Genomic DNA, 25,404 nt, shown 5'->3' with positions numbered 1-25,404 from the left:
AGTCTCTATCCTCTCCTCATTGTAGGCTGTTGACTGCTCAAGTTCAGATTGAATCAGGCGGGGGGATTACCGTCGTCTTCGGGCGGTTTTTGCCCTAGTAAAGCCTCTAGACGAGTTTGGGCAAGCTCAAAATCTGGCGCAATCCCTAAAGCTTTTTGATAACAGGCGATCGCTGCTTGGGTTTCGCCCAAATTTTCTAGGGTACTGCCGCGATTGTACCAAGCTTGATAAAAATTATCGTCCGCTTCTAGCACCTGTTGCCAACATTCTAACGCTTCTTGCCAACGTTGCAGTCCGTATAGGGCGCTGCCTCTAGCGTTAATGACTTGGTGATCGTTGGGGGTGATTTCTAGGGCGCGATCATAACTATTTAAAGCTTCTTCGTAGTTACCAATCATGGCTAAGGCACTACCACGATTATGCCAGGCCGAGGCTAATTGGGGATCGATCGTCAAGGCCTGTTCCCAATCAGCGATCGCATTTGACCAATTGCCTAAATTTGCCTGTTCTAAGCCCTGATTAAACCAATCTGCGGCAGTTTCAGGGATTTTGCCTTCCTGTGAGGAAAATTGAGCGATGAGACTATCAATAATGCTTTCTGCGTCCTTATTTTCGATGCCTAATTGTTCGGCCATTTGGCCCGCTAGGGTAGGATCGTTTTGGAGACGGTTAAATAATTCATCGAGGGTCAGGGTTTCTAATTGGGGATTTTCTGGGTCAGCACCGTTAAAATCGCTAGTTTCACCCGAATATGAGAGATTTTCTGGGGGTTGCGGCTGGGAATAACTGCCCGGGGCCTCATCTTCGCCGGCGTATTCCCAGATTAAAGTGGCAGTTTCTTTGGTGTAGAGTTGATAACCGATCTCGTAGGAAGCTTCACCAATGCGTTCAATCCCCGGGAAAGCGCGAGCTAATTCTCCCAAACGGATCATTCTGGTGGCGAGAAGTTGGTTAAGGGAAGCGGAGGATTGCAGACGGGTGCCAAAGCGCTCTAACCATTCTACCCAATCTTTTTGCCGACCTCGATCGCCCAATTTCTCAAAAAATCTCAGAATTCTGCCTTCGTGCCAACCGTGGGCCACTCCATCGAGTAACTGCATATAGAGAAACTCGTAATCTGTATCGGTTAGGGGAACAGATTCGATCGCTTGTACTCTCCCCTTTCCCCCTTGTCCCCCCAAAAGTCGGGTAAAAAAGTTTTCGATCGCGCGCCAAAGTTTTCTTAAAAGTCCCTGCATTCTAATCTCGACACTGGTTTTATTAATCTTGCAAGCATCACCCAATTAGTCTAGCAGTTATCAGTTATTAGGGATTGACTCTCCCCCGCTAACCGCTCGCGCGGTGTAGCGGGGGATTCTCGGTTCTTAGGCTTTTAACTAGATCGACCGAGTTTAACCCAGTCGATCCCCGTCAAATCGCCTCCGCGAGCGTTTTCTAACACGGTCAGTCCGACCGCATTTTTTCCTCGGTTCTCAATTACCTTCGCTGATGCCGTATCTCTCGGTTCAATGTGGCCGCAAGAATCACACCGGTGAACTCTTTCCGATAACGCTTTTTTACCAGTAATTGCGCCACAATTCGGACACTCTTGCGAGGTTCCGTTTTTATCGACTTTAAGATAATATTTTCCCCGTTTCCAAGCGACAAACGGTAATATCTCGTTAATAAAACTACCGATACCTGAATCCAGAGATTGTTTTCTAACGATCCCTCTAGACCAGGAAACGAAGTTAATATCTTCAACAAAGATATTATCAGCGAGATCGCAAAGGTAATGAGCTAACTTAAAATGCCAATCTCTACGAGTATTAGACACTTTTTCGTGTAATCTCGCCATCTTATCTTGGAGTTTCAACCAATTGTTCGAGCCTTTGACTTGATGTTTCAAGCGTCTTTGTAGCAATTTAAGCTTACTCTGTACTTTCAACAAAAATCGAGGGGCTTTGATTAAATCTCCCCGTGAAGTAGCGACAAAACTTTCAATTCCCGCGTCAATTCCTAAACAGGTCTTCCCTACTGTCATATCGGGAACTAATTCCGGAGATTGGAAGGAAACCGAAACGTAAAATCCCGACGCTTTTTGGATAATTCGAGCTTGTTTAGGCTCGAACCCAGACGGGTACTTCCTAGATTTCCTAATCCGAATTTTTCCCAATTGTGGAAAACTTAAGTATTCATCACCTAGAAAGTTTTTTGACAGCGCAGGAAAAACAAAACTCCGCATCTTTTTCTTAAATCTAGGAAAGCCAAAGCCTTTCGATTTTATCTGGTCAAACGCTTTATCTACAGTTTTTAAAACTTGCTGTAAGACTTGAGCGTTAACCGTCTTTAATATCGGGTAAACTTTTTTAGCTTCCGTTAGATTTTTAGCTTGAACGAAGTAATTTGGATAGGGTTGATCCGCAGGAATTATGTACTCAGAAACTAGCGAACAGCGATCCGCAAGACACTTTCGAGAGTTTAACCAATCTTTCCGTTCCGAGAGCGCGTAATTATAAACGCTCTTACAAACATCAAGAATGTGGACAATCTCTCGTTCCTGTTTCTTGTTTACCTTTAGTTTGTACTGGTAGGTAAGCGTTATCACTGTCGTTAGTTTCGTGATGTGATGTATAGTTAAATTGTAACACTTACTGCCTAGTATATCAACTAATTACAATCATGGACCAAACTAATCGCTAACCTTAAAACAGTTAGTAGTCGCTTAATTAGACAAGAATTTCCGGATTTGGCGGCAAAGTATTTCGACAACAAACCCTATTTTTGGGCGGGAGCTTATTTCGTGGCTAGTTGTGGCGACGTTACTGTCGAACAACTAAAAAAATACGTCGAGAACCAAAACTCCCCAAAAGTGGAAAGGCTACTGCGTTAGTTTCATTCTGGTCGCGATTCATCTCCCGTTAACCGCTACGCAGTTTAACGGGAGTCCTCTCGCGACCTTGAGATAGGGGTGAGGGGTGGGGCAGATTTTTCAGGGATCGGTAAACAGTAAACAGTGAAAATACTCCTCACCTAATACCGCTTACTGCTTACCGATAACTTAATTATTGGCCATTACCCAATTAACTAGAGTGCGGACGGGAAAACCGGTGGCCCCGGAATTATTAACGCCATTTTCCTTATCGGACCAGACCGGTCCTGCGATATCTAGGTGGAGCCAGGGAGTATTATTAATGAATTGCTTCAAAAATAAAGCGGCTGTAATGGAACCGCCGGGGCGCGGGCCGGTGTTTTTCATATCGGCAATTTGAGACTTCATCCCCTCGAAATATTTTTCTTCTAGGGGCATTGGCCAGAATTTTTCGCCGGCTAATTTAGCGGCCTCTTGGAGTTGAACAGTGAGACTCTCATCGCTACTCCATAAACCGGCGATATCGTCCCCCAAAGCGATGACACAGGCCCCGGTTAAAGTGGCTAGATCCACGATCGCATCCACCTCTAATTTTTCCGCAAAAACCAAGCCATCGGCCAGGGTTAATCGTCCCTCGGCATCGGTGTTATTGACTTCAATAGTTTTGCCGTTAGAAGCGGTTAAAATGTCCCCGGGGTGCATAGCGCGACCACTAATCATATTTTCCGTAGCCGGACAGATAAAGTGTACTTCCACTTCTGGCTGTAATTGGGCGATCGCCTTGGCTGCGCCTAGGGTGGCGGCACCACCCCCCATATCCATTTTCATGGTTTCGATGCCACTGCCAGCCCCTTTAATATTCAAACCGCCGGAATCAAAGGTTAAACTTTTACCGACGATTGCTAGTTTACGTTTCGGGGTTCCTTGGGGTTTATAGATTAAATGAAGGAATTTTGGGGGAATATCCGAGGCTTTGGCCACTCCTAAGAAGGCTCCCATGCCCAAGCTTTCGCATTCTTCCTGTTCCAGAATTTTGAGACTTAATCCGTATTCGCTGGCAATTTGCTCGGCGGTTTCTGCCATGGTCAGGGGGGTGACGGTGTTAGCGGGAGCATTGACTAATTCTCTGGCCAGAATCACCCCGGAACAGATTTGCTCGGACTTGGCGATCGCCGATGCTTGCTCTCCTAAACCCAATAACTCGACGGTTTCTAATTTGGCTCCTTTTTCCTCCTTAGTGGACTTGAAGCGGGTATCCTGATGAGTGGCCAGCAGCAGCCCTTCCGTGATTGCTCCGGCAGTGGCGGACTGATCGCCAACTACTGGTAAACTGATGGCCAGAGCTTGGCTTTTTTGTTGTTTGGCCAGACGAGCGATCGCAGCAGCCGCTAGACGCAGGGTTTGCAGGTCGAAATCGGCAGTTTTTCCCAATCCCACCAGGATTAATTTGCGAATCGGACCACCACCTAGACGAGTCGCCGCACTGCTGCCTAATTTTCCCTCGAATTCCGTCTCGGAGATGAGATCCCCTAGGTTTCCCCCTAGTTTATCGTTTAATTCTGCCAATTCTCCTGCAATCTCGATGGCTCCTTCTGGTAAACCTAGGGCTAAAGTATCTCCTGTCCAAGTAAGGGGCGAGGTGTCAGTCGATCGAATATCCATTCTTTATCTCGATAATTCTTTGCAAAATGCTTCTATTAATCACTATACTGTAAGCTCTATCAGTTATCATCGATCATCTGTTGAGGTTTAGTGGCTCCCTGTCAAGAATCAAGGTCTAGCTCTTGCTAAAATCATTGTCCCTGATTGCTGATGCTGACTGGGGATAACTGCCATGGGTTCTACTACTTAGAAAAAAATTATCAAGTTTGTGTCGATCACTCAAGGAGAAATTTTTATGGAAATATCTCGTCCTAATCAAGCAGAATTAACCGCAGAAGAACAACAGGAACTAGAAAAGTTGCGCGCTATTATCGAACAGGCTAGTGTTGATGGCGTGATCACTCAAGGGGAAAGGGAAAGAATCGCCCTAGCTATGAGGTCTGATGGTAAAGTGACCCTGGAAGAATTAGAGTTAGTCAGAACTTTAATTACCGAAAAAGTGAGCAAAGGGGAATTAGTTCTGGATTATCTTTAAACTCTGGAAAATCAGATAAAAAAAGACGGGGTTTTCACCCCGTCCTATTTGTCAAGAATTATGACAAATCCTTGACTTGTGATACTAATTGTGCTACCACATCTTGAGCGCTACCAAAGAGCATAAAGGTTTTGGGATTGTAGAATAATTCGTTTTCTACCCCGGCAAAACCCGATCGCATACTCCGCTTAATCACGATCGTGTGCTGTGCCTTATCCACGTCGAGAATTGGCATTCCATAAATGGGACTAGCTTTATCGTGACGGGCAGCGGGATTAACCACATCATTCGCCCCAATAATTAACGCCACATCGACGCGCTCAAACTCAGGATTAATATCATCCATATCGTAGAGTTGCGGATAGGGAACATTAGCTTCGGCCAATAATACATTCATGTGGCCGGGCATTCTTCCCGCCACGGGGTGAATAGCATATTTAACCTCAACGCCATTTTTTTCCAACTGTTCGGCTAATTCTCGCACTGCGTGTTGTGCTTGGGCCACCGCCATGCCGTAACCGGGTACAATCACCACAGAACGCGCATAACCGAGCATCATTGCCCCTTCTTCTGAATCAATAGCATGAACTGATTTATCAAGGCTAGAAGTGGCGCTCGCTTCGCCCCCGGCACTAGCACCTGTCCCGAATGCCCCAAATAGTACACTAGCCAGGGATCTATTCATGGCTTTACACATGATCTGAGTCAGGATAATCCCCGACGCACCCACCAAAGCACCGGCGATGATCAGCATACTATTCATCAGGATAAAACCGACTACGCTGGCGGCAAGTCCCGAAAAAGAGTTTAAGAGGGAGATAACCACGGGCATATCGCCGCCGCCGATGGGAAGCACGAATAAAGCCCCGAAAATTAGGGAAAGTGCCACCAAGGTCAGGAAAACATCGATCGAGGTGGGATCAAAAAAGAGATAGACACTACCCCCTAAAAAGGTGAGTAGCAAGAGAATGTTAAAGGGTTGTTGGAAAGGAAAAGTTACGGGCGCGCCACTGATTAATTCCTGTAATTTGGCAAAAGCGAGGACACTACCGGTAAAAGTGACACCACCGATCAATATACCCAAAATAGCGATCAGTATCGAGTCAAAGGCAATATTTTCACCACTTTGCAGTAAACGCCAGTATTCGCCAATGGCAATTAAAGCGCTGGCAGCACCGCCTAAACCGTTAAAAATCCCCACCATTTGGGGCATAGCTGTCATCGGGACTTTTTGCGCCGAAACTAGGCCGATAATCGAGCCAATCACCAACGCCACGGCGATTAAACCATAGCTGAGGATTTCTTGATTGATTAAGGTGGCAATAATGGCGATTAGCATCCCGATGGCAGCCAGAAAATTGCCTTGACGGGCGGTAGCGGGGGAAGATAATTGTTTAAGACCGATGATAAATAAAATGGCGGCAAGTAGATAGGACAACTCGATCCCTGTGATAAGGGCATTATTCATGATTTAGCCTCTTTTTTCTTGAACATTTGCAGCATTCGATCGGTAACGACAAAACCACCGACCACGTTAACCATCGCCAAAATAACGGCAATTAACCCTAAAATTACGGTTAATTGGTGCCAATCCGTGCCTCCGGCGATGAGGAGCGCACCGACAACGGCGATACCTGAAATTGCATTCGCTCCCGACATCAGGGGTGTATGGAGAGTGGGAGGGACTTTATTGATTACCTCGAAACCGACAAAGGAAGCGAGGACAAATACCACTAAAGCGGTTAAAAGTTGGGCAGTCATTGGTTAAGTAAAAAGGGGATGGGGGTTGGGGATAGGGGTTGGGGGATAGGGAAGTGGGGGATTGGGGAAGTGGGGAGAATACTGCCTCCTGAATACTGAATACTGACTCCTGAATCCTGATAGCTAAAAAGCGGATAACTGTTCACTGAGGGCGGATTTAATGCGTTGGTTGCGGATTTCGCCGGCGTGGGTGACACAGGCACTATCAATGATGTCATCGGCAAAATCGAGGTTTAAACTGCCCTCTTTGCTGACTAGAAGCTGTAGCAGCATTTGCAGGTTTTTGGCGTACATCTGGCTGGCATTGGTGGCCACTGTGGCAGGAAGATTAACGGCTCCGACGATTTTTACCCCATTAACGATGATTTCTCGTCCCGGTTGGGTGTAGGCGCAATTTCCGCCCTGTTCCGCCGCTAAATCAACGATTACCGACCCCGCTTTCATGGTGGCGATCATTTCTTTGGTGACTAGCAGCGGGGCCTGTTTCCCCGGTACTTGGGCGGTGGTGATCACCACATCAGCCCGCTTAATTGGTTCCGTTAGGGCTTGACAAATGCGCTCCTGTGTGCTAAGGGAAACCTCTTTGGCGTAACCGTTATCGGCGACGGTATCTTCTTCTAGGGGCATTTCAATAAATTTCGCCCCGACACTCTGCACTTCTTCTTTGACTTGGGGACGAATATCAAAAGCCTCCACCACTGCCCCCAAACGGCGGGCGGTAGCGCAAGCTTGCAATCCGGCAACTCCTGCCCCCAATACCAGCACTTTGGCTGGGGCGATCGTACCGGCGGCGGTAGTCATCATCGGGAACATTTTCGGCAGCTCAACGGCGGCGAGGAGTACCGCTTTGTAACCGGCGAGGTTAGCCTGAGAGGAGAGGGCATCCATACTCTGGGCGCGACTACTGCGGGGAATTAATTCCATGCTCAAAGCGGTGATCCCGCGCTCGGCTAATTTGGCAATGCGCCGGGGTTGACGCAGGGGATCGAGAAAGCCGATGAGGATACCACCATTTTTGAGGCGATCGATCTCGCTATCGCTAGGAGGGACCACTTTGAGAATAATATCAGCAGTTTCATAGATATATTCGCTGTTTTCGCTCAGGGCGGCTCCCACGGCACTATAGGCACTATCGGCAAAGTTAGCGCTAATTCCCGCCCCATTTTGGACAATTACCTCAAATCCCGCCTTGACTAAACGGGCGACGGTATCCGGCACTAGCGCCACCCGCGCCTCGCCTTGGTCACTTTCTTTGATTACGCCGATTTTCATGGCTGGGTTTCTCCTTAGTAAGTCCTTCTCTTGTCCTATGCTGTTAGGGTAAGGGTTTCGTTAAATGCGATCGATCCCTTGGGATAATTTCGAGTCAAAATTGCTTTTCACTTCCATCCTAGCTATCCTCACCTTTCTGGCTCTTTTTCGGGGTGAATCTTAGGATTATCTTCAGAATTAAAGGGTTTTGAGCGGCATTGCTTGGAAATTTTTTTCTAATAATGAGGTACAAGTTTCTCTTTTTTGGGAACGCCAGAACGGTTAACATTAACTGGTCTTCGGTCGTAGATACCAATTTAGGTTATACTTCATCTTTATGAGAAAGGCTGTAAGTTGTTTCTCAATTCTCCCTCACCGAGATTATAAACTAATAAGCAGAGAGACATGAAGAATAACATTGCCTCGATTCTTTCTGAGATTTTGACAAAAAAACTATTGTGCTATCCATTAGGAAATTACCTTAAAGTTTCCAAAATTAATGACAAAGGCAAATCGAGGGCTTGAGCAATTTGTTCAGCAGTTAGCCCTACTTGCACCAGTCTGGGAACGGTTTCTAGTTTTGCTTCTTTTAATTTTTCTTCAATCAACAAGTTTTCGGTTTCAATTATATCAGAATTATCCGTGGCTAAGTTTTCAGGAGATTGAGGGGAGTTAGGACAAAAATTAAGTTTGTCAATTTGTCCAGAATTAACCAAGTTATTGCTACTATTAGTAATTATTAATCTTTCAATTGCTGATCGAACATTTGATTTGTTTAAATCTTCGCCTAATGCTTCTGAGAGAATGTGCAAAAGTTCATAGCCTTTATCTCTAGCATGACCTTCAGAACATTTATACTCTCCTGCTATTTTTGCATATTTTTGTCCATTAAAAACACCTTTTAAAATGCCTATTTGTAGGGTGTCAAGGTGTTTTCCTGTTTGACTAAAAACAAGATTATCAATCTCTTTGAAAACCTCTTGAGTGTCCATATCTGATTATTTTATAATTTTAAGCTTTACCTTCCGACATTATCCGTTATTTTCCGACTTTTGTAAAGAGGCTTAATAAAACTCCCGACAATATCCGTTTTTTGCCGTCTTGCCAGTTCATGAGTTCATTAATTATCATGTTTAACAAAATTATATATTGAGGTTGTAGCAATGAATCCTATTGCTTTAATCATGAGTCTATGGGTAACGGCTCATCCTGCTCCCCACATGGCCAACGCTCAAGCTGTGCAAGATATTGCTGGATCTACTCTCAGTCCAGAGGCGGCAGCAATGGTGGAAACAGCTGCGGCACAATCTGGAAGTGCTGTAGTTACTGAGGCTGTCACTACTGAAGCGGCTGCTTCTGTTGCTGGGGTTATCACCTCTGAACAGGTGCTAGAAGCAGTCGGCTGGCTAGTATTGTTCTAGTGCAGTGCGATCGCATTTTTTGTCGTCTCGTTCCCAGATTCTATCTGGGAACGCTTGATTTCAGGTTCTACCTAAAGGATAATACATTGAAGTAAGGCAGAGCCTTAGATATTAAGTTCCAAGGCTCAGCCTTGGAACAAGGTAAAAGGAAAAAATTTAATGCCTTTAAGAGTCCATGATCGAGTTAAAACTGCCTATGGCGAAGGTCAATGGCGATGGACATGGATCAATATTAAGAGATAAACTAAAATGGCACATTTTAAAACTTTACCCGATGACGTTTTAACTCAATTACAAAGAAAAGTAGGTTTTAGCTTGTCTAGAATAACTGAGTCTCTCGGTGCAGTTTCCCCTGCTTTGCATGAAAGTGTAGATGTCTGGAATCTACCCGCAAATGCAGTGGTTGAACCAACCAACGATTTAACCCGTTTAGCTCATCCATCAGGGCAATGGCATCTGCAAGTAAAATCAGATAATACCCCGATCGCCTACGCTCGCTCTAGTAGCCTTGGCAGTGAACCTACAGATTGGTCTGTGGATGAAATTTTTCAATCGGAATTAGCACAAAAATTCGATCAAGCTATTAGCTGGATTGATGAAAATATCCCTGAAGAAAATATCATAGTCAGATTATTAGTGATTCCAGCTTATCAAACCCATGCTTTATGGTTGATTGACGAAAGTAACATCAATAATCAAAAAATTATTGTTATTGATGCTCCTCTTGAATATGGCTTTAATTTACCACCCAAGATTGATAAAACTCAAGAAATAGAGCAATTTCTTAACCAACTACGCTCGGTTAAACACGCTGAAGGATTAACGGAATAGGGTGGATAATTCTGCTCGGCAAAACCTAATCAGATGTTTAATATCGACAAAGCTGCCCTTGTCTAGTAATAAGAACAGGGATAAGCTGCCCGCGTATTTAAATTGCTTGTTGAGATGATGCAAGAGGCAACACCCCCCTATCGTGTTCTGTGTCATAATAGTTATAATTTTGGTAGAAAGGTATATACTTTCCATCGAAAGCGATGTACTTTTCGTGAATTTGCCCCATAACCCGAATAGAGTTGGGGCTTGTTTTCTAGGTAGGTGGCGATCTTAAAATTACCTTAATGTAGATATCAATTGCTCTTAACCTCATTTCGGTTTAAAAGACTTCCTACTCAGTCACCCGATTTCCGCCCCTGCCAATCGCACTAAAAAGTATATGTTTTTAATTACATAGTGTATGTAATTAAAAATCCATCCCTTGAGAGAATTTTCTGTTGTGGGTAAAATAGGGAACCCGTGATCGAGAATCGAAGTCGTCCAGCAACTAGCTCTGTTTCTTAGGAGAGCGTTATTAAGAATAAAAATTCGGTTCCGGGAATTTTTCATTGACAATCCAATTGCCCAGATCGCGAATTTTGTAATCCACAGGATCATGAAGGGTAAAAGTTCGTAGATTCCGCCAGTAGCGATCAAACCCGTAGGAACTCGATGTCGCCCTCGCCCCCATGACCTCGAACATTTGATTCACCACCTCTAATCCCACCCGTGTCGCCGCCACCTTAGCCACTGCGATCGCAACGGCACAGCGACCGCGCTTTTCTGCGGTGAGATTCCATTGTTCCTCCCAAGCGTCCTGTAGAATTTCCGTTGCTCGATCAACCAAACCCCTGGCCGCCTCTAAATCGACCCACAGACTGCCGTAACGATGCAGGAGATAGGGATCTTCCGTCGCTCGCTCGACCCCGGCAGTTAGCCAAGGACGGGTTTGCTCTCTCGTGTACCGTCCTGCGGCCTCAAAAGCCCCCAGAGCAATCCCCAAGTAGATATTGGCTAGATTCAACTGGGTTAAACAGGCGCGGAAAGTGGCGAAAGGTGGCGCAGGAAAGGCTTGCGAACCGAAAAACTCCCGGGGGTAAATCGCCACATTATGAAACGAAACACTACCACTATCGGTTTGCCGTTGACCCATATTATCCCAATCGGCGTGCAGTTCTACTCCCTCACGCTGGGTGGGAACCACAAGAACCGATATTTTCCCCGTCTGCTGATCGATCGCCGTAACGGGTAAAATGTCAGAATCCCACGAACCTGAACAGAAGCTTTTCTTGCCTTCTAGTCGGAAAATATCGCCCTCGGAAGCGATCGCTGTCCGACGATCCAAGGGATTTAACGCATTCGCCCAAAACCAATTCTGTCGGATGGTTTCCTTGTAGTAGTATTCCTTGTGTTCGATCGTCCCGAAAAGATGGGGAACGATCACCCCAAGATGATGGTAGGAAAAAATATGAGCGATCGAGCTATCGACTTGGGCGAACTCTCGAACGATGCGAAATAAGGTAATCCAACTCTCGCCAGAACCACCGTATTCTCGGGGAATAATTAAGGTCAAAAGACCACTTTGGCGGAGGCGATCGCGCGCCAGTTTCGGGGTTCCACCCTGATGGTCTCGCTCCACTGCATCGATGGCGAATTCCGATGCCAGAGAAACCGCGAGAGATAGATAATAATCGGCAGACTGACTAGGGGATACTGACATGATCGAGATTCCTTAGATATATTGAATCCCCCTAAACAGGAAGGTATAGGGGGAAATTTTCTGGATTGCTAGAAGGTAAATGTGGTTCTCAGTGTACCGATAATAACACTGGTATTATTACTATTTTGACCGGGGTTGATCAGCCAAAATAAGCCAGGAGTGATGGCGATATTGTCATTAATTTGATATTTGTAAAAAGCCTCGACATGGATCGGTAAATCCTTGGCATCCGTGGGATTATTGGCTTGATAGGGCTGAACGCCAACCACGAGACCGCCCAGATTGCCATCTTTGCCCACATCGGGAAAGGCGAAACCTAGACTATAGTACCAAATGTCAGCATTTCCGGGTCCTTGGAGATTTCTAGAGTTGGTATAGCCTAGGAAACCATTAATCGCCAAGTTCGGCGTGATGGTAAAGAACCCCGACGCACCGAAGGAATCACTGATCAATGGGGTGCCAAAAGGATTATTAGCCTGCCTAGTGCCGACGATACCAAAACTACTGCCGATGTCAAATAAATCTCCCCGATTTTGGTAGGCGTGGACGTAGGTGATCCCGAAACCCGATCGAGAATCGAGCCAAGCGATTTGGGCGATCGCAGCGTATTGACCATTAAAAAGACCACTACCCGGATTGGGATCGGCATGATCCCCGGCCAGATAACCCAAGCTGGCGATCCAGCGATCGCTCAGTTGATAGTTAAAGCCACCTCCCGCACCCCCACCGATCTGGTAAATGGGGTTGGCGGACGCAAACACGGTTAGTGCTTTTCCGCCGCCCGTACCGCTATCGAGATAGGGGTTCAGCGTCGGGATAAAATCGTAGGTGACACCATTGACCGCTGCAATATAGGCGGAAATGCGCTCGCCAATGGGAAAATAATAGGCGAGCCAACCGATATTGACATTATTGTCTAGAGAGGGAACTAGGTTAAAGGATTGAGTAGCTTCCGGAGTCCCATCCCCCAGATTAAATCGTCGGGCATTACCGGCATCTAACCGCACGTTTAACTGGTCTTTGCCCGTAAAACTGCTGACGAACCGAAGACGCACGCGATCTTGAAACACGGTATTGCTCCCCTCCCTCGCACCTTGAAAGGCGTTGGCGACCACGAAAATCGCCTCACCCAGTAGTTTCGTGGTCGTCGAAAAGGAATGGTCTTCTACGAAAGCAGCCCGGTTTTCTAGGTTATCCACTCTCGCCCCTAAAGCCCCTAACTCGGCCTGAAATTCCTGGGCAAGGCGCTTGAGTGTATCGAGGTCTCGTTGGGCGATCGAAACCCCTGCTTGCAGCGATCGCTCGATCGAGTTTAAACAAGCATTCAAACCGGCGGCAAATTCCCAACGGGTTAAGGCGCGGTCGCCCCGATAGGTGCGGTCGGGATAGCCGACAATACAGCCATAGCGTTCCACTAACGATCGCAGTGCCTCGAACGCCCAGCCCGTCGGCGGAACATCGGCAAGTTGGGACACAGAAGTGAGTTGCGCCATCGCTGGATCGGGATGGTTTTTCGACATATCGGTTAGCGGTAAACCCGAAGGGTCGATTTGAGCGAACGCGGGTACGGCAAAGAAAACGCTTCCCAGTAGGAGAGAAGGTCGCCATAACGAATTACAAGAGAGAGAAACCATCGAAATCCTCACATCCAAAAAATAGAGATAGTCGGTGTTTTTTGGCCAGACGAATCCTCGGAACCGCGCTCGATCGATTCCAATATCTCCGGCAGCAATTGAGAAAGTCTCGTTATCCCAAGCCGGTGCTGTAGCAGAATTCCAGGGTAAAACCGCAGAATCCTAAGGCTTGGGGAATAGGAGTCCTATCTTGAGAACACGGGCAGAACTTCCGCCGCTTTGCCAACAGGCATTGCTCTTTTTCCGACCCCTACGCTAGAAAAGGGGAGTGATTAGCTAAACGGCAACAGATGCCCTAGTTTTTCCCGCTTTGTCAGCAAATACTGTTGATTGTGGTAGTTTGGAGGCATGACGAGAGGGATTCGCTCGACAATGTTGATCCCCCAATCTCGGAGACCCTGAACTTTTTGGGGATTATTAGTTAGTAAACGGATATCGGCTACCCCCAAATCCTTGAGAATATGCGCTCCCAGCCGATAGGTACGCCCGTCCGCCTCGAATCCTAGCCTCCTGTTGGCATCTACCGTATCTAGGCCGAGATCCTGTAGGGAGTAGGCCTTGAGCTTATTGATCAGACCGACACCTCGTCCCTCCTGTGGAAGATAGACCACAACCCCTTGTCCGGCGGTTTCGAGCGATTTCAGGGCGATATGCAGTTGTTGGCGACAATCACAACGGGAGGAACCGAGAACATCCCCGGTAAAACACTGGGAATGAATTCGGACCAGAGTCGTCCGCTCTCCGAATTTGTCCGGATCGCCTTTGATGATCGCCGTCGCTTCCGAACCATCGAGGAGGTCGCGATAGGCGTAGATATTAAATTCGCCGAATTCCGTAGGCAGACGGGCGATCGCTTCCCGCGATACCGAGGATTCTACCGCTTCGCGATAGCGGATCAGATCGGTGATTCGGATAATCGGTAGACCGTACTCGTCCGCGTAGCTCATCAACTCCGGTAAACGCGCCATCGAGCCGTTGGGGTTCTGGATCTCGCAGATGATTCCGGCGGGGTAGAGTCCAGCTAATGGGACTTAGGCGTTTTCGGTCAGCAAAAAAGGCTCAAACCATTACGGGACAAAGGGTTAACCTCGATTTATGATTTTCCTTGATCTATCTGGGTTTCAGCGATTTTGGGCTTCTCGAAGTAAATCCCAAGCGGGGATTGGAGTTGAGGCTTTTCTCGATTTGTTTTTTGTCTAAGTCCCACTAAACGAGCCAGATCCACCGCCGCCTCGGTATGTCCTGCCCGCTCGAAAACCCCACCCGCTCGCGCTCGGAGCGGGAAAATATGCCCCGGACGGCTGAGATCATCGGGGGTAGTGGTGGGGGAAAGCGCCACTTGGATGGTGCGGGAGCGATCGCTCGCCGATATCCCCGTAGTAACGCCGTGGTGGGGCGCCGCATCGATACTGACGGTGAAAGCGGTTTGATGGTGATCGCCATTTTTCTCCACCATCGGCGGTAATTGCAATTCGTCTAGGCGATCACCGGTCATGGCCAGACAGATCAACCCCCGGGCCCGGGTAGCCATGAAATTAATCATCGTCGGTGTGGCAAACTCGGCGGCGCAGATTAAATCCCCCTCGTTCTCTCGTTTTTCATCGTCCACGACGACGATGGCTTGCCCAGATCGTAGGGCATCGAGGGCCCGATCGACCAGGGTAAACCTCGGTTCGACCGGGTTCCGTCGCGCCAGGGTGATGATTCGAGAGGAAGAGGCAATCGATAGGGTAGGCTCGCTCATAAAAATAGTTCAGAGGAATCTTGACAAGCTGACACTTTTATGTATGTACGGGCAGGGGGGTAGGGGTTTTTTCCTTCGTGGCCGCTCGATGTAGGTTCACCGCAACGACGAAATCCCGTACCGCCTCTTGGGTTCTTTGCCCGATCTCCTCATCGGGTTGGAGTTGGCCAGAGGCCTGGAATTGCAATTGTTTATCGATCGCATAAATACCGCCGAGAATGTGACGCGCCTTCAGTTCCGAGAGAACCGGCTTGAGGGCATAATCGATCGCCAGTAGATGAGCGATCGTGCCGCCAGTGGCGATCGGCAGTACCACTTTGTTGGCGAACGCCCCCTGCGGCAGTAAATCCAAGAAAGCTTTCAGCAGTCCGGTGTAGGCGGCCTTGTAGATCGGGGTGGCTACGATAATCCCGTCGGCCTGTCCTAGTAGAGCTTTTATCGGTTCTAGGGCCGGACTATCGTAGCGTCCGTAGATGAGGTCTTCCGGCGAGAAGTCCCGCACGGCGATCGTATCGGTATGAAATCCCTCTTTTTCTAGGAGTTCGTTGACGTATTGAACGAATCCGTAGGTTTTAGAAGGAGCGGTGGGATTGCCAGCGATCGAGAGAATATTCGCCATGGTAAATCTCCTAGATTGGTAATAATGGGTAATAACGGTCTCGCGGATCAGGAACGAGATACGGCTTCGGCAGGGCGATCAGCGGTTATCTCAGCGCGACTTTGCCAGAGTCCGATCCCGTCGTACAATCCCGGGGCCATGAGAAACACCTGCACCCAGAGAATATCGAACCACCAGTACAGTCCCGGTCGGATATTGGCCCGACCGAAGAGGACTTCCGTTGCGGCGTAAAGAATCAGCGAGATGACCAAACTAATCACCGATGTAATGATTCCCTTGGCCGGTTGGGCAAGTCCTTGAAAGGGCCAGAGATTGAATTGCCAGAGTAAACCCAAACCCACCGTTGTCCAGATGGCGGCGAAGGTCGGCCCGGTCGCCGTGGTGAATAAATCCATCCCCGCCAGCCGGAGAAAAAACGCCATCAGGAGGGTGAGAAATAATACCGCCCAGGTAGGTCGAAAGCCCAGACGCGGCATGGTTAGGCCCAGTTGAGCGAGCGGCCAGCGATCGAAAAAACTACCGAATACCGTGGAGAGGGGATACCAGTACCAAGGAATATAGAACGGTTTTAATCCCCAGAGCTGCGGTAGAAAAGTGAGGGCGGGAGCGACCATAAAAACGGCAAAAAAGATGTTGAGAAATCCACTGGTGGGATGTCGGTCTTGGAGTTCTTCGGAAGCCACGATCGTGTTATCGAAAAAGAACAGACTGGCACAGGCGGCAACAATCGCGGTTTGTCCCCACAAACCTACGGGGGTATCGGTGAGACGGGCGGGGGTGAAGATAAATTTCCACGCTTCTCCAGTCAGATAGACCAACAGCAGCAAGATCGCTAAATTAACGGTTCCCCGTCCGAAGCGATGGGAAAAAAATCGAGAACCGATAGCCATTTAGGGAAAAACCCAGATGCCACCACCAGACAAAACAGAGGGTGATATAAACTAATTTTTCGTTTACATCTAGAGCGAATAGGCCCGTGAAGATCAGTTCAAAAACCAGACTGACCACAGCGATAATGCCGATGAACAAGAGTCCCTTAAAGGGTTGATTTTTCCAGATATTCCGTTTCTGGAGCGGATGGGCAACACTCATATTTCCTCTACAGTAGTGTGACCGATCGAAGGTAGAAATCAGGAGGAGAGGGAGGGCGCTCCCCTTCCTCCCGCAGACTTATAGCCAAGGATGGCGGGGCGGGTTGGCACCGTTGAGGAAGTAATTGCCGATCGCATAGTATTTCCAGCGCACCGGATCGTGGAGGGTGTGGGCGCGGGCGTTGCGCCAGTGGCGATCGTAGTTAAATTCCTCTAGGGTGGACTTCGTGCCGGCCAGTTCAAAGAGTTTATTGGTGGCCAGTAGGGAGGCTTCCGTGGCGATCGCTTTGGCCTCGGCGACGGCGATCGACGATTCCACTACTTTCGCCTCCTCTAACCCGGATTCATAGGCCGCGTCGATAAATTCCCCGGCCCGCCGTAGTAGGGCTTCCGCCGCGTGGATTTGTAGGATCACGTTGCCCAGATTGTAGAGAGTCAGGGGATCTTCAAAACCCTTCTCCTGGTTACTATCCACCCAGGGACGGGTATGGTTGCGGACGAAATACAGGGTATCGCGCAGGGCGGCCTTGGCGATGCCCACGTCTACCGCCGCTTGGATAATCTGTGCCACCGCACCCATCGGGGTCGCCCGTTCAAAAGCTAGATAGTGAGGGATGACGTGTTCCGGTTTCACCAGGACATTTTCGAGAATCGTCGTGCCGCTCGCGGTGGTGCGTTGACCGAAACTCGTCCAATCATCGAGCAGAGTCAAGCCTTCCGCGTCCCGTTCCACAAAGGCGACGATCGTATTGCCGTTCTCATCGGCGGCGATCGTGGGAATCCAATCGGCCAGCAGGGCGCCGGCGGAGTAATACTTGCGTCCGTTGAGAACGTAGCCATCGCCCGAGCGAGTTAATTTGGTTTGCACGTCCGTCACTGACTTGGTGCCGATCTCCGAGAAGGCGTTCCCAAACCGTTTGCCTTGCAGTACCAAGTCAAAGAAAAATCGCTTCTGTTCCTCCGTACCGTCGAGCCGGATCGCTTCCACCATATAGAGGTGATTCTGGGGAATCTGTCCCAAACTAGAATCCGCTTCGGCAATAATGGCGATCACTTGCGCTAGGGTGGCGTAGGATACGCCCGCACCCCCGTATTCCTTGGGAACGATGATCCCCCATAGCCCGCTGCGCGAGAATTTTTTTACCTCCTCCACCGGTAGACGGCGTTCGCGATCGCGGAGGGAATCCTCGTGGAGAAATTCTGCGGCCAGTTCTTTGGCCACAGCGATCGCTTCTCGATCGTCTTGAATCAGATGGGCGGTCGGTTCCGTTTCAACATTTACTAACGTGGTCATGGTTACTACTCCTAGACTGTGAGATAGAGTGGCCTAGCTTTTAATACAGAGAGCGCGAGGACTGATATCTCGCCCTACGGGCCAAAACTTGCCGGTATTTCTGGATATCGCGGTTCATGGCGAAAATGGGAACGAGAGGGCCGAGCAAACAGACGATCGGGCCGATATACAAGAACCTCCAGCTGAATCCGTAGGAAGTAATGATCAGAGCCGAACCGATAATCCAACCGAAGGCTCCATAGAGTAAGGCATGGTTTTCCTGGCTCCCTTCTAGATTCCCCTCTTCTTCCTCCTCTTCGAGTCCATAGGTTGCCGAAGCGTAGGTCAACACGAGATACATTCCCCGCAGAAAGAAAATCGTGATGATAGCGGCAATAACACCGGCGATAATGGTGGTCGGGGAATAGGGATTTTGAGTTAGGGGACGACTAGGGAGACTTTGGGCGGGAACCGCTCCGGCATAGAAAACCGTGAGCATCGTGCCGCCCAGGAAATAGCCGAGCCGCTTCGCCCAAGTCCGCAAGGAGGGCGGTATCATCTGCAAGAGACTATTCATGATCGTGATTCTGTGAAAACTTATCGCAGCGCGACAGAAGAAGTGTCCGGTATCTCGGATAGATCCTGTGCCTGACGTAGTTGGGTGTAATCGAAGCGTCGGGAATTGGTCAAGGCAATCACAATTGGGACGATCGTGCTGACTGCGACTACCGTATAGGTACCGATCTCCTCGCCGAACTTGGCGAGGGCGAAAACCCCGGCAATCAGACCGATGATCGTCCCGGCGGTAAAGGCCGTGGCATTCATTCGCGACCAGATGATCGACAGTATCAGGGGTACGAGAACGGCGGCGCGGATGATGGAAGTCCCCAGTACCAGCGTCACCAGATCGATTCCCGATAGCACCACCGCCACCGAAATTCCCGCCGCTAAGACCATCGAAAACCGCGTCCAAGCGAAGAGGGAGCGATCGGAAATAGCGGGGAACAGGGGCTTGATCACATCCACCGCAGAAACCGAACTAACCGCCGCCAATGTGCCGTCACAGGTGGAATAGCAGGCCGACAGCACAATGATCACGAACAGGTAGATCACCCAATCGGGCAAGCCTAAATGGGAAATCAAAAAAGGACCCAAGGCGGCGGGATCACCACCAAGATCCCGGGCCAGATCCACCTTGAGCGCGATGCCCACCAGCCCTACCACCCCTAGACAGAGGGCGACCACATAGTAGAGTCCCCCACCCCAGAAAAAGGTTTTGCCTAATTCCCGTTCTTTGATCCCCCAAGCCACCTGCCAGAATTCCTGTCCGGCGATCGTGGCAGTAATCAGCGCGAGGGCGAAGGTTAAGCCGAAATTCTGGAAGGCATCCGGTCGCGTCACCGAAAGAAGTTCGCCGCCCTGACTCTGTACGGTGTGCCACACGGCTTCCGCCCCTCCCACCTGGCCTAAGACCGCCGTGGTGACCAGGACAGAGGGAACCATAATCAGCAAACACATCAAGGTAGAAGTAGCCATGGATGCCCAAAGTCCCCCTAAACTGATGTACAGGAGAATGACGATCGAGGAGATGGTTGCGACTACCCCCTCCGGAAGACCGAAGATCGTGGCCACCATCAGGGATGCTCCCTTGAGATTCACTGTGACAATTTGGATCGCCCCGAAGAGGATACCAGCGACTACGACCACGCGAGCCAATTTTGCTCCCGCGTAACGAGCGGAGATAAACTCGCTGATGGTATAACCGTGGGGCATCAATCGCCGTAACTTTTTGGCAAAGGGAATCACGGCAATGACCGCCGCACCATTGGGGACGGTAAACCAAAATAAGCCCGATAATCCGTACTTAAAGGTGACTCCGATCGGCAGTAAAATCCCGATCACCCAAGTCCAGACGGAAAGCAAGCCGGCAATCCCGAATCCTAAACCCAGCTTGCGACCGGCAATCACAAAATCGTGGGTGTTTTTTACCAGTTTCCACTTAGCGTAGTAGGAAACAATCAACATAGCCAGACCTAACGCGATCAGGGTGACAATTCCCTCGATCGGTCCAAGTAGAGCTGCCTTAGCGAAACTAATCCCTTCCATTACGATTTGATTTTTTCCTTGTGTATTTCTTTCTTTCGCTTAAACCAGGGCGAACTCTTCTCTGGGGGAACGACGGGATTCCAGTTGCCGCACGAGCGGGATCACCTCGCGACCGAAGGCGGGTAAATCGTCCGTATAGTGCAGGAAACCACCGAGAATCAAATCGACCCCCACGGCGTGAAACTGCTGGATTTTTTCCGCTACCTGTTCTTTTGTGCCGATCAGTCCGGTACGGAATCCATCGTTGTACTGTACTAGATCTTCAAAGTTCGAGTTGGCCCACATTCCCACTTTTTCACTGGTGGCGGAACCCGCTTGTTTGACTGCTTCGCCAAATCCTTGCACGGCCTCTTTGTCGGCTTTGGCAATAATCTCCCGCAGTACCTCGTGGGCTTCTTTTTCGGTATCACGGACAAGGATAAAGGCGTTGAGACCGAACTTGATACTACGGCCGGCTTGACGGGCAAGGGCGGAAACTTCCTCGATCTGTTCGCGGACTCCCTCGATCGAGTTGCCGTTCATGAAATACCAGTCCGATACCCGACCGGCCATCTGTCGGGCGGCTTTGGAGTTACCCCCCTGAAAGATTTCGGGATGGGGATGATTATTAACGGGGCGGGGTTTGACCCAACCGCCGTTGATGCGATAAAAATCCCCTTTGAAGTGGAATTCGTCTTCTGTCCACAGTCCCTTGAGGATGCGAATGAATTCCTCGGAGCGTCGATAGCGTTCATCGTGATCGAGCCAAGGTTCACCATAGATGGTGAATTCACCCTTGAACCAGCCACTGACGATGTTGAGGGCGAAACGACCTTTGGAAATGACATCGATCGTCGAGCCGATTTTGGCGACGACCCCGGGATGCCATAAACCGGGATGGACGGCGGCGATTAGGGTGATTTTCTTGGTTACGGGGGCTAGGGCAGCGACGGTGGCAAAGGCCTCTAGTTGATACTCCGCGCCGTAGCTGGCGATGAATCGGGCTTGGGCTAATGCGTACTCGAACCCGACTTCTTCGGCAGTCTGTGCCAGCCAAGCGTTGTAATCGTAGGTCCAATCGGTGTTTTGCGGGATTTTACTCACCACTAACCCGCCACTAACATTGGGAACCCAGTAAGCGAACTTAATATCTACCATGATTCGGTTACTCCGTGATGGAAACTATTGGTTCGACCGCTTCACCGTTCGCAAGAATCCAGTGTCTTTCGTGTTCGTCTGGAGGAGCGATCCCGTTTTTGGCGATCACCAATTACCCTAACTCAAGTCTTTAGAATGCTGTTTCTAGCAAGATTCGAGTTACCTATATCGGGGTCAAAACTCGCTCTGTCTCAAGCCTGGAGCCGAGGACTACTGTAATTCGACCGAAATATAGTTGATTGCCTTTCAGTGTAATCACTACTCAAGGATGACGTCGTAGTTTGATACACCCCGATTGACTTTTTCTATGCCATTTTGGAATACGGTGCGTCTTCCAGGGGTACTCCAATCGAACCTCAATACCTGATATTCCAAATCGTGATAGACAAGAGGAATTTCGGTATAAGGAAAAATAACGCTTCTGGGGAAGGAACATGATAGAGTGATGGCTCCTAAAAAACACGTCTCCCTCGTGGGTATTGGAAAACACCTATGCCGCTTCAGTTTGGAATTTGGGCACCCGTTTGTGGTGGATGGTTGCGAGTGATTAACCCGGAGAGAAATTGGTCGATTTCCGATCTGGTCGAGTTGGCCGTTCAAGCCGATCGAGTGGGCTATGATTTCTACTACATTCCCGAACACTATCTCAATGCGGTACACGGGCCGGATCATGGCGTACGCTTGGCTCACGGCCGGCGCGGTGAGTTTAGCGACCCAAGAGATTAAAATCGTCACGGCCGTACAACCGGGCTTTAAATTGCCCGCAGTGGTGGCCAAGCTAAGTGCCGCTCTCCAGAATCAACCCGGTGGAGGCCGGTTCGGTTTGAGCGGGATCGCGGGGTGGTGGCAACTAGAAGTGGAAAGCTACGGTGATGTTTGGCTCGCCCACGGCGATCGCTACGCTAGATTAGAAGAATATCTTCAGATTATTCGGGGATTATGGACGACTGCCGATTTTAATTATCGGGGCAAATATTACACGATCACCCAGGGCATTTTAGCCGAGCGACCGACACCGCTTCCTCTCGTTTTTATTGCGGGAGAATCGGAACGAGCGATCGATCTAGCGGCTCGTTTGGGGGATTATCTTTTTATTAATGCGGATGATGTGGAAAAAACGGCCGCGCTGGTGGAGAAGGTAAAACGCTGGGCGAGCGATCGCTATCAACGGCAGATTCAAGTAGCGATGAGTGCTTTCGCCATTGTCCGCCCTACCAGGGTCGAAGCCGAGTCCAGACTAGACAAGATTTATCGCTCTGCCGACACTCGAAAAATTCGTTATTTCCAACAACAAATCGATGCCAATGCAGTAGCCCACAATAAACTAGATATCGGTCAAACGATCGAGGCAAATCTTGGCCTCTCGGCTCGATTTGTCGGCGATCCACAGACGGTGATCCGTCGCTTGAGAGACTACGAATCTATCGGGGTTGACCTGATTATCTTCAAGTTTGAATCCACCCGGGAAGATGCTCTCTATTTTCATCAACAGGTGATCGATCGATACGCACACCCCTATCCTTTAATTTCTCGGTGAATTATGAGTCGAATTACCTCGGAAGACATTACCCTAAATCACCTGAAAATTCTCAAGACGGTCGATGATTCTGGTAGCTTTTCTAAAGCGGCCTATCAATTGGGCTATAGTCAATCATTAATTAGCAAAAAAGTCAAGCAATTAGAGGATTATTTTGGAGTATTGCTGGTTAATCGCTCCCCTGGCTCGATCAAACTAACCAATCAGGGTAGAAAGCTAATTTCTGAAACCTTTCAGGTGATAGAAACCGTGGAAACCCTTCAACGAGAGTTTCATCTGACCTTAAGTGCCGACGGAGAAGACTTAATTCTCGGTGCTACCCCTTTAATTTTAGAAGTCTGGTTAAAACATTACTGGCGACGATTTCGGCTTTGCTTTCCAAGTCGAAATATTCAAGAGATTTCCCTATCCGCTCAAGGTTTATTGGCCGAATCCTCGCCCAAAAACTTTGATATTCTGCTCAACAGTTTCTCCGCTTATAAAGATAAACATCATTGTACTAGACTAACTACCCACCGCTTCCAACTTATTTCTTTCGGTAAGAATGATCTATTTCCTAGCAAAAAATTGATTAAAATCTCAGATATAAACCCAACCGACTTGGTTCTTTTAGATGAAATTTATCAAGAGCTTTGTAAAAATCAAGTTGTCTTAAACTATCTAAGGGATGTACGAATCATTGAAAGTTATCAAGAACTTCTCGATTCTGTGCAAAAAAGCCATAAATCAACTATCCTGCCTGATTTTTGCCAATTTAATTCCCTCTTGAATTATCCAGCATCGATAATACCTATACAGGATGTCAACGAATATGGAGTCTATCTGCACGTCCCTCATTTTAGCGAGCTATTAATATTAGGAGAAAGTTTGGTTAGAAGTTTTCGCCTCGATCAGGATGATTTAGCAATTTCCCCGCAACCGAATCTTATTTTTGCCAGCGATACTTTGCCAACGGAAAATATACTCAGAGTTGGAATTCAACGGGATTCGATCGGACAGTTTATCGCCAGCTATGGAGTTAAATATGTTTTCGATCTACAGCGAGAGTCCAACGAACAACCAATTTTTCAGAAAAATATCGAGATCGATCGAAATTTTACCTTACAGATCGTTGAATTCGCTTGTGGTGAACAAATGAATCAACAAATGAAAAGAGGAGATTTAGATATTTGTATTTTAGACGATATTTCTCTTTTAAACAATGGTACTATGTTTTTTAACAATCTCAGTTTCGGTTCTAAACTAATCGGGATTGCCTCTTATAATATTTTCGGTGAAGATCTGAGGATTCTGCTTCCTAAAGACTCTCCAATCGCCACCGTCCCAGAACTAAGAGGCAAACGTATTTCCACCTTATTTGGTTCCAACGCGCATCGATTTATTATCACTCTTTTTAACCTGTACGGACTGGAGATCAGTCGAGATTGTCACTTGGTTAATGAAGATCCACATACGGCAAGTATGAGCTTTAGAAAAAAGCAAATAGATGCCTATGTATGTTGTGATACTTTTACTTCTATTTTTCAAGAATACGTTTCAGCCAAAAAATTACCCCTAGAGCAAAATTTCGGTTTAAGAATTCCTTCCCTTAGAGGCATTGTTTGTCGATCGCGGTTTCTCAAAGAAAACCCCAAACTTGTTATCGCTTACCTACACGACTTGGTAATCGCCAATCATTGGTTTCATTCAGATTCCGCAAGAGCGATCAAGTTGTTAAACGATGTAACATGGGTTTGTCCTGATCGGGTATTTCAGTTCTTCGCTCCTGCCTCTGGAAACCACACCGATCCCACCCTAAAACCCCAATGGTCTTGGCTATTAAAAACCCTCAATCGTAGGTTAGATGGACAATACGGTATCTCATTATTTGACGTAGATTTTTGGATGGACGATTATTTTTTACGGCTAGTCTATAATTTACTCGAACTAGATTACCATTTCCATCAGGTTTCTTTTTCGAGCCAACTCTCTAATGGTTATTTTCCAGAGGAAAAATTTAATCGGTACGCTCAAGTTCTATAAAAATTTTTGATATACTTTGATACCCGTTTATACCAGAAGTGTTGAACGGGGAAAAAAGTCGTACAAAATTTGATATTATAGATAAGAAAACAAAGTAAATATACACCAATAAATGTGAATAAGCCATGCTAACAATTTTCCCAAAACTAATGAAAGAGCTTCTCAAGCCACTCCCCAAAAATGACTATCCCGCATTAAGTACATTTACTTTTGTGTCCTGTTGGATAGGTTTTGCACTGGATAAAAGTATCGTCAGCATGAGAGACTTAAGCGCACGCCTGAAAATG

At 48.1% G+C, this 25,404-nt stretch carries 21 protein-coding genes and 3 pseudogenes; 6 read left to right on the top strand and 18 right to left on the bottom strand.

Annotated elements, in window-relative coordinates; translation table 11 throughout:
• Positions 1 to 53: 53 nt before the first annotated feature.
• Together H6G48_RS25325 and H6G48_RS25320 are read right to left on the bottom strand one after the other, a co-directional pair.
• Positions 54 to 1,238: a tetratricopeptide repeat protein gene (locus H6G48_RS25325; RefSeq protein WP_190723804.1), complete on the bottom strand. Its 1,185-nt coding sequence runs from the start codon at positions 1,236 to 1,238 to the stop codon at positions 54 to 56.
• Positions 1,239 to 1,372: 134 nt separating this feature from the next.
• Entirely contained in the window at positions 1,373 to 2,587 is a 1,215-nt protein-coding gene (locus H6G48_RS25320; RefSeq protein ID WP_190723803.1) for an RNA-guided endonuclease TnpB family protein, read from the bottom strand.
• A gap of 78 nt (positions 2,588 to 2,665) precedes the next feature.
• Here H6G48_RS25320 and H6G48_RS25315 point away from each other — a divergent pair.
• Positions 2,666 to 2,872: pseudogene (locus H6G48_RS25315) on the top strand (IS200/IS605 family transposase); the annotation flags it as partial.
• Between the two features lie 168 nt (positions 2,873 to 3,040).
• Here H6G48_RS25315 and H6G48_RS25310 read toward each other — a convergent pair.
• On the bottom strand, positions 3,041 to 4,513 hold the full coding sequence (locus H6G48_RS25310; RefSeq protein WP_190723802.1) for a leucyl aminopeptidase: 1,473 nt from the start codon (positions 4,511 to 4,513) through the stop codon (positions 3,041 to 3,043).
• Between the two features lie 235 nt (positions 4,514 to 4,748).
• Between H6G48_RS25310 and H6G48_RS25305 the strand changes: the two genes are divergently transcribed.
• Complete coding sequence (locus tag H6G48_RS25305; RefSeq protein WP_002757689.1) at positions 4,749 to 4,988, top strand: hypothetical protein; 240 nt, start codon at positions 4,749 to 4,751, stop codon at positions 4,986 to 4,988.
• 58 nt (positions 4,989 to 5,046) lie between these two features.
• On the opposite strand, the gene H6G48_RS25300 is transcribed toward H6G48_RS25305, so the two are convergent.
• The 4 genes from H6G48_RS25300 to H6G48_RS25285 all read right to left on the bottom strand — a co-directional run bounded on the left by H6G48_RS25300 (position 5,047) and on the right by H6G48_RS25285 (position 8,992).
• Positions 5,047 to 6,456, bottom strand: coding sequence for an NAD(P)(+) transhydrogenase (Re/Si-specific) subunit beta (locus H6G48_RS25300; protein ID WP_002757688.1), 1,410 nt, complete (start codon positions 6,454 to 6,456; stop codon positions 5,047 to 5,049).
• Positions 6,453 to 6,749: an NAD(P) transhydrogenase subunit alpha part 2 gene (locus H6G48_RS25295; RefSeq protein WP_002785583.1), complete on the bottom strand. Its 297-nt coding sequence runs from the start codon at positions 6,747 to 6,749 to the stop codon at positions 6,453 to 6,455. Before H6G48_RS25295 ends, H6G48_RS25300 begins: the two co-directional genes overlap by 4 nt.
• Positions 6,750 to 6,872: 123 nt before the next feature.
• Positions 6,873 to 8,021 (bottom strand): Re/Si-specific NAD(P)(+) transhydrogenase subunit alpha, encoded by a 1,149-nt coding sequence (locus H6G48_RS25290; RefSeq protein ID WP_149979807.1) that lies wholly within the window; start codon positions 8,019 to 8,021, stop codon positions 6,873 to 6,875.
• Positions 8,022 to 8,476: 455 nt separating this feature from the next.
• Positions 8,477 to 8,992 carry a helix-turn-helix domain-containing protein gene (locus H6G48_RS25285; RefSeq protein ID WP_190723801.1) on the bottom strand — a complete coding sequence of 172 codons (516 nt, stop codon included), beginning with the start codon at positions 8,990 to 8,992 and terminating at the stop codon, positions 8,477 to 8,479.
• A gap of 171 nt (positions 8,993 to 9,163) precedes the next feature.
• Here H6G48_RS25285 and H6G48_RS25280 point away from each other — a divergent pair, with 171 nt between their 5' ends.
• Entirely contained in the window at positions 9,164 to 9,421 is a 258-nt protein-coding gene (locus H6G48_RS25280; RefSeq protein WP_190723800.1) for a hypothetical protein, read from the top strand.
• 249 nt (positions 9,422 to 9,670) lie between these two features.
• Positions 9,671 to 10,252, top strand: coding sequence for a hypothetical protein (locus H6G48_RS25275; protein ID WP_190723799.1), 582 nt, complete (start codon positions 9,671 to 9,673; stop codon positions 10,250 to 10,252).
• 517 nt (positions 10,253 to 10,769) lie between these two features.
• Here H6G48_RS25275 and H6G48_RS25270 read toward each other — a convergent pair.
• The 11 genes and pseudogenes from H6G48_RS25270 to sfnG form a co-directional block, all read right to left on the bottom strand.
• Complete coding sequence (locus H6G48_RS25270; RefSeq protein ID WP_190723798.1) at positions 10,770 to 11,954, bottom strand: acyl-CoA dehydrogenase family protein; 1,185 nt, start codon at positions 11,952 to 11,954, stop codon at positions 10,770 to 10,772.
• A 68-nt stretch (positions 11,955 to 12,022) separates the two neighbouring features.
• On the bottom strand, positions 12,023 to 13,588 hold the full coding sequence (locus H6G48_RS25265; RefSeq protein ID WP_199328899.1) for an iron uptake porin: 1,566 nt from the start codon (positions 13,586 to 13,588) through the stop codon (positions 12,023 to 12,025).
• Between the two features lie 272 nt (positions 13,589 to 13,860).
• Positions 13,861 to 14,613, bottom strand: a pseudogene (ribA, locus tag H6G48_RS25260) (GTP cyclohydrolase II); the annotation flags it as partial.
• A 173-nt stretch (positions 14,614 to 14,786) separates the two neighbouring features.
• Positions 14,787 to 15,332, bottom strand: a pseudogene (ribB, locus tag H6G48_RS25255) (3,4-dihydroxy-2-butanone-4-phosphate synthase); the annotation flags it as partial.
• Between the two features lie 37 nt (positions 15,333 to 15,369).
• Positions 15,370 to 15,951 (bottom strand): NADPH-dependent FMN reductase, encoded by a 582-nt coding sequence (ssuE, locus tag H6G48_RS25250; RefSeq protein ID WP_012265981.1) that lies wholly within the window; start codon positions 15,949 to 15,951, stop codon positions 15,370 to 15,372.
• A gap of 47 nt (positions 15,952 to 15,998) precedes the next feature.
• Entirely contained in the window at positions 15,999 to 16,841 is an 843-nt protein-coding gene (locus H6G48_RS25245) for a hypothetical protein (RefSeq protein WP_242034785.1), read from the bottom strand.
• The gene (locus H6G48_RS26695) at positions 16,789 to 17,043 is read right to left on the bottom strand and encodes a hypothetical protein (RefSeq protein ID WP_242034784.1); all 255 of its coding nucleotides are present in this window, start codon (positions 17,041 to 17,043) and stop codon (positions 16,789 to 16,791) included. Before H6G48_RS26695 ends, H6G48_RS25245 begins: the two co-directional genes overlap by 53 nt.
• A gap of 78 nt (positions 17,044 to 17,121) precedes the next feature.
• Positions 17,122 to 18,336 carry an SfnB family sulfur acquisition oxidoreductase gene (locus tag H6G48_RS25240; protein WP_190723797.1) on the bottom strand — a complete coding sequence of 405 codons (1,215 nt, stop codon included), beginning with the start codon at positions 18,334 to 18,336 and terminating at the stop codon, positions 17,122 to 17,124.
• 40 nt (positions 18,337 to 18,376) lie between these two features.
• A complete protein-coding gene (locus tag H6G48_RS25235) occupies positions 18,377 to 18,892 on the bottom strand; it encodes a hypothetical protein (protein WP_125730321.1) in 516 nt (171 codons plus the stop codon).
• Positions 18,893 to 18,912: 20 nt separating this feature from the next.
• Positions 18,913 to 20,421 (bottom strand): sodium:solute symporter family protein, encoded by a 1,509-nt coding sequence (locus H6G48_RS25230; RefSeq protein ID WP_190723796.1) that lies wholly within the window; start codon positions 20,419 to 20,421, stop codon positions 18,913 to 18,915.
• Between the two features lie 39 nt (positions 20,422 to 20,460).
• Positions 20,461 to 21,558 (bottom strand): dimethylsulfone monooxygenase SfnG, encoded by a 1,098-nt coding sequence (gene sfnG, locus H6G48_RS25225; protein ID WP_158200173.1) that lies wholly within the window; start codon positions 21,556 to 21,558, stop codon positions 20,461 to 20,463.
• 670 nt (positions 21,559 to 22,228) lie between these two features.
• Here sfnG and H6G48_RS25220 point away from each other — a divergent pair.
• Both H6G48_RS25220 and H6G48_RS25215 read left to right on the top strand, forming a co-directional pair.
• Positions 22,229 to 23,095, top strand: a complete 867-nt coding sequence (locus H6G48_RS25220; RefSeq protein WP_242034783.1) for an LLM class flavin-dependent oxidoreductase — start codon at positions 22,229 to 22,231, stop codon at positions 23,093 to 23,095.
• 3 nt (positions 23,096 to 23,098) lie between these two features.
• Complete coding sequence (locus H6G48_RS25215) at positions 23,099 to 25,117, top strand: LysR family transcriptional regulator (RefSeq protein ID WP_190723795.1); 2,019 nt, start codon at positions 23,099 to 23,101, stop codon at positions 25,115 to 25,117.
• The last annotated feature ends 287 nt before the right edge of the window (positions 25,118 to 25,404 follow it).

The sequence above is a fragment of the Microcystis flos-aquae FACHB-1344 genome, from assembly GCF_014698375.1.
Classification (GTDB): Bacteria; Cyanobacteriota; Cyanobacteriia; order Cyanobacteriales; family Microcystaceae; genus Microcystis; species Microcystis aeruginosa.
This window is presented reverse-complemented; position numbering and strand designations above follow the sequence as displayed.

Bases quoted from the DNA above. Each gene is read 5' to 3' on its own strand.
- H6G48_RS25325 (WP_190723804.1), bottom strand. From the start codon at position 1,238: ATGCAGGGACTTTTAAGAAAACTTTGGCGCGCGATCGAAAACTTTTTT.
- H6G48_RS25310 (WP_190723802.1), bottom strand. From the start codon at position 4,513: ATGGATATTCGATCGACTGACACCTCGCCCCTTACTTGGACAGGAGAT.
- H6G48_RS25305 (WP_002757689.1), top strand. From the start codon at position 4,749: ATGGAAATATCTCGTCCTAATCAAGCAGAATTAACCGCAGAAGAACAA.
- H6G48_RS25300 (WP_002757688.1), bottom strand. From the start codon at position 6,456: ATGAATAATGCCCTTATCACAGGGATCGAGTTGTCCTATCTACTTGCC.
- H6G48_RS25295 (WP_002785583.1), bottom strand. From the start codon at position 6,749: ATGACTGCCCAACTTTTAACCGCTTTAGTGGTATTTGTCCTCGCTTCC.
- H6G48_RS25290 (WP_149979807.1), bottom strand. From the start codon at position 8,021: ATGAAAATCGGCGTAATCAAAGAAAGTGACCAAGGCGAGGCGCGGGTG.
- H6G48_RS25285 (WP_190723801.1), bottom strand. From the start codon at position 8,992: ATGGACACTCAAGAGGTTTTCAAAGAGATTGATAATCTTGTTTTTAGT.
- H6G48_RS25280 (WP_190723800.1), top strand. From the start codon at position 9,164: ATGAATCCTATTGCTTTAATCATGAGTCTATGGGTAACGGCTCATCCT.
- H6G48_RS25275 (WP_190723799.1), top strand. From the start codon at position 9,671: ATGGCACATTTTAAAACTTTACCCGATGACGTTTTAACTCAATTACAA.
- H6G48_RS25270 (WP_190723798.1), bottom strand. From the start codon at position 11,954: ATGTCAGTATCCCCTAGTCAGTCTGCCGATTATTATCTATCTCTCGCG.
- H6G48_RS25265 (WP_199328899.1), bottom strand. From the start codon at position 13,588: ATGGTTTCTCTCTCTTGTAATTCGTTATGGCGACCTTCTCTCCTACTG.
- ssuE (WP_012265981.1), bottom strand. From the start codon at position 15,951: ATGGCGAATATTCTCTCGATCGCTGGCAATCCCACCGCTCCTTCTAAA.
- H6G48_RS25245 (WP_242034785.1), bottom strand. From the start codon at position 16,841: ATGGCTATCGGTTCTCGATTTTTTTCCCATCGCTTCGGACGGGGAACC.
- H6G48_RS26695 (WP_242034784.1), bottom strand. From the start codon at position 17,043: ATGAGTGTTGCCCATCCGCTCCAGAAACGGAATATCTGGAAAAATCAA.
- H6G48_RS25240 (WP_190723797.1), bottom strand. From the start codon at position 18,336: ATGACCACGTTAGTAAATGTTGAAACGGAACCGACCGCCCATCTGATT.
- H6G48_RS25235 (WP_125730321.1), bottom strand. From the start codon at position 18,892: ATGAATAGTCTCTTGCAGATGATACCGCCCTCCTTGCGGACTTGGGCG.
- H6G48_RS25230 (WP_190723796.1), bottom strand. From the start codon at position 20,421: ATGGAAGGGATTAGTTTCGCTAAGGCAGCTCTACTTGGACCGATCGAG.
- sfnG (WP_158200173.1), bottom strand. From the start codon at position 21,558: ATGGTAGATATTAAGTTCGCTTACTGGGTTCCCAATGTTAGTGGCGGG.
- H6G48_RS25220 (WP_242034783.1), top strand. From the start codon at position 22,229: ATGGCGTACGCTTGGCTCACGGCCGGCGCGGTGAGTTTAGCGACCCAA.
- H6G48_RS25215 (WP_190723795.1), top strand. From the start codon at position 23,099: ATGAGTCGAATTACCTCGGAAGACATTACCCTAAATCACCTGAAAATT.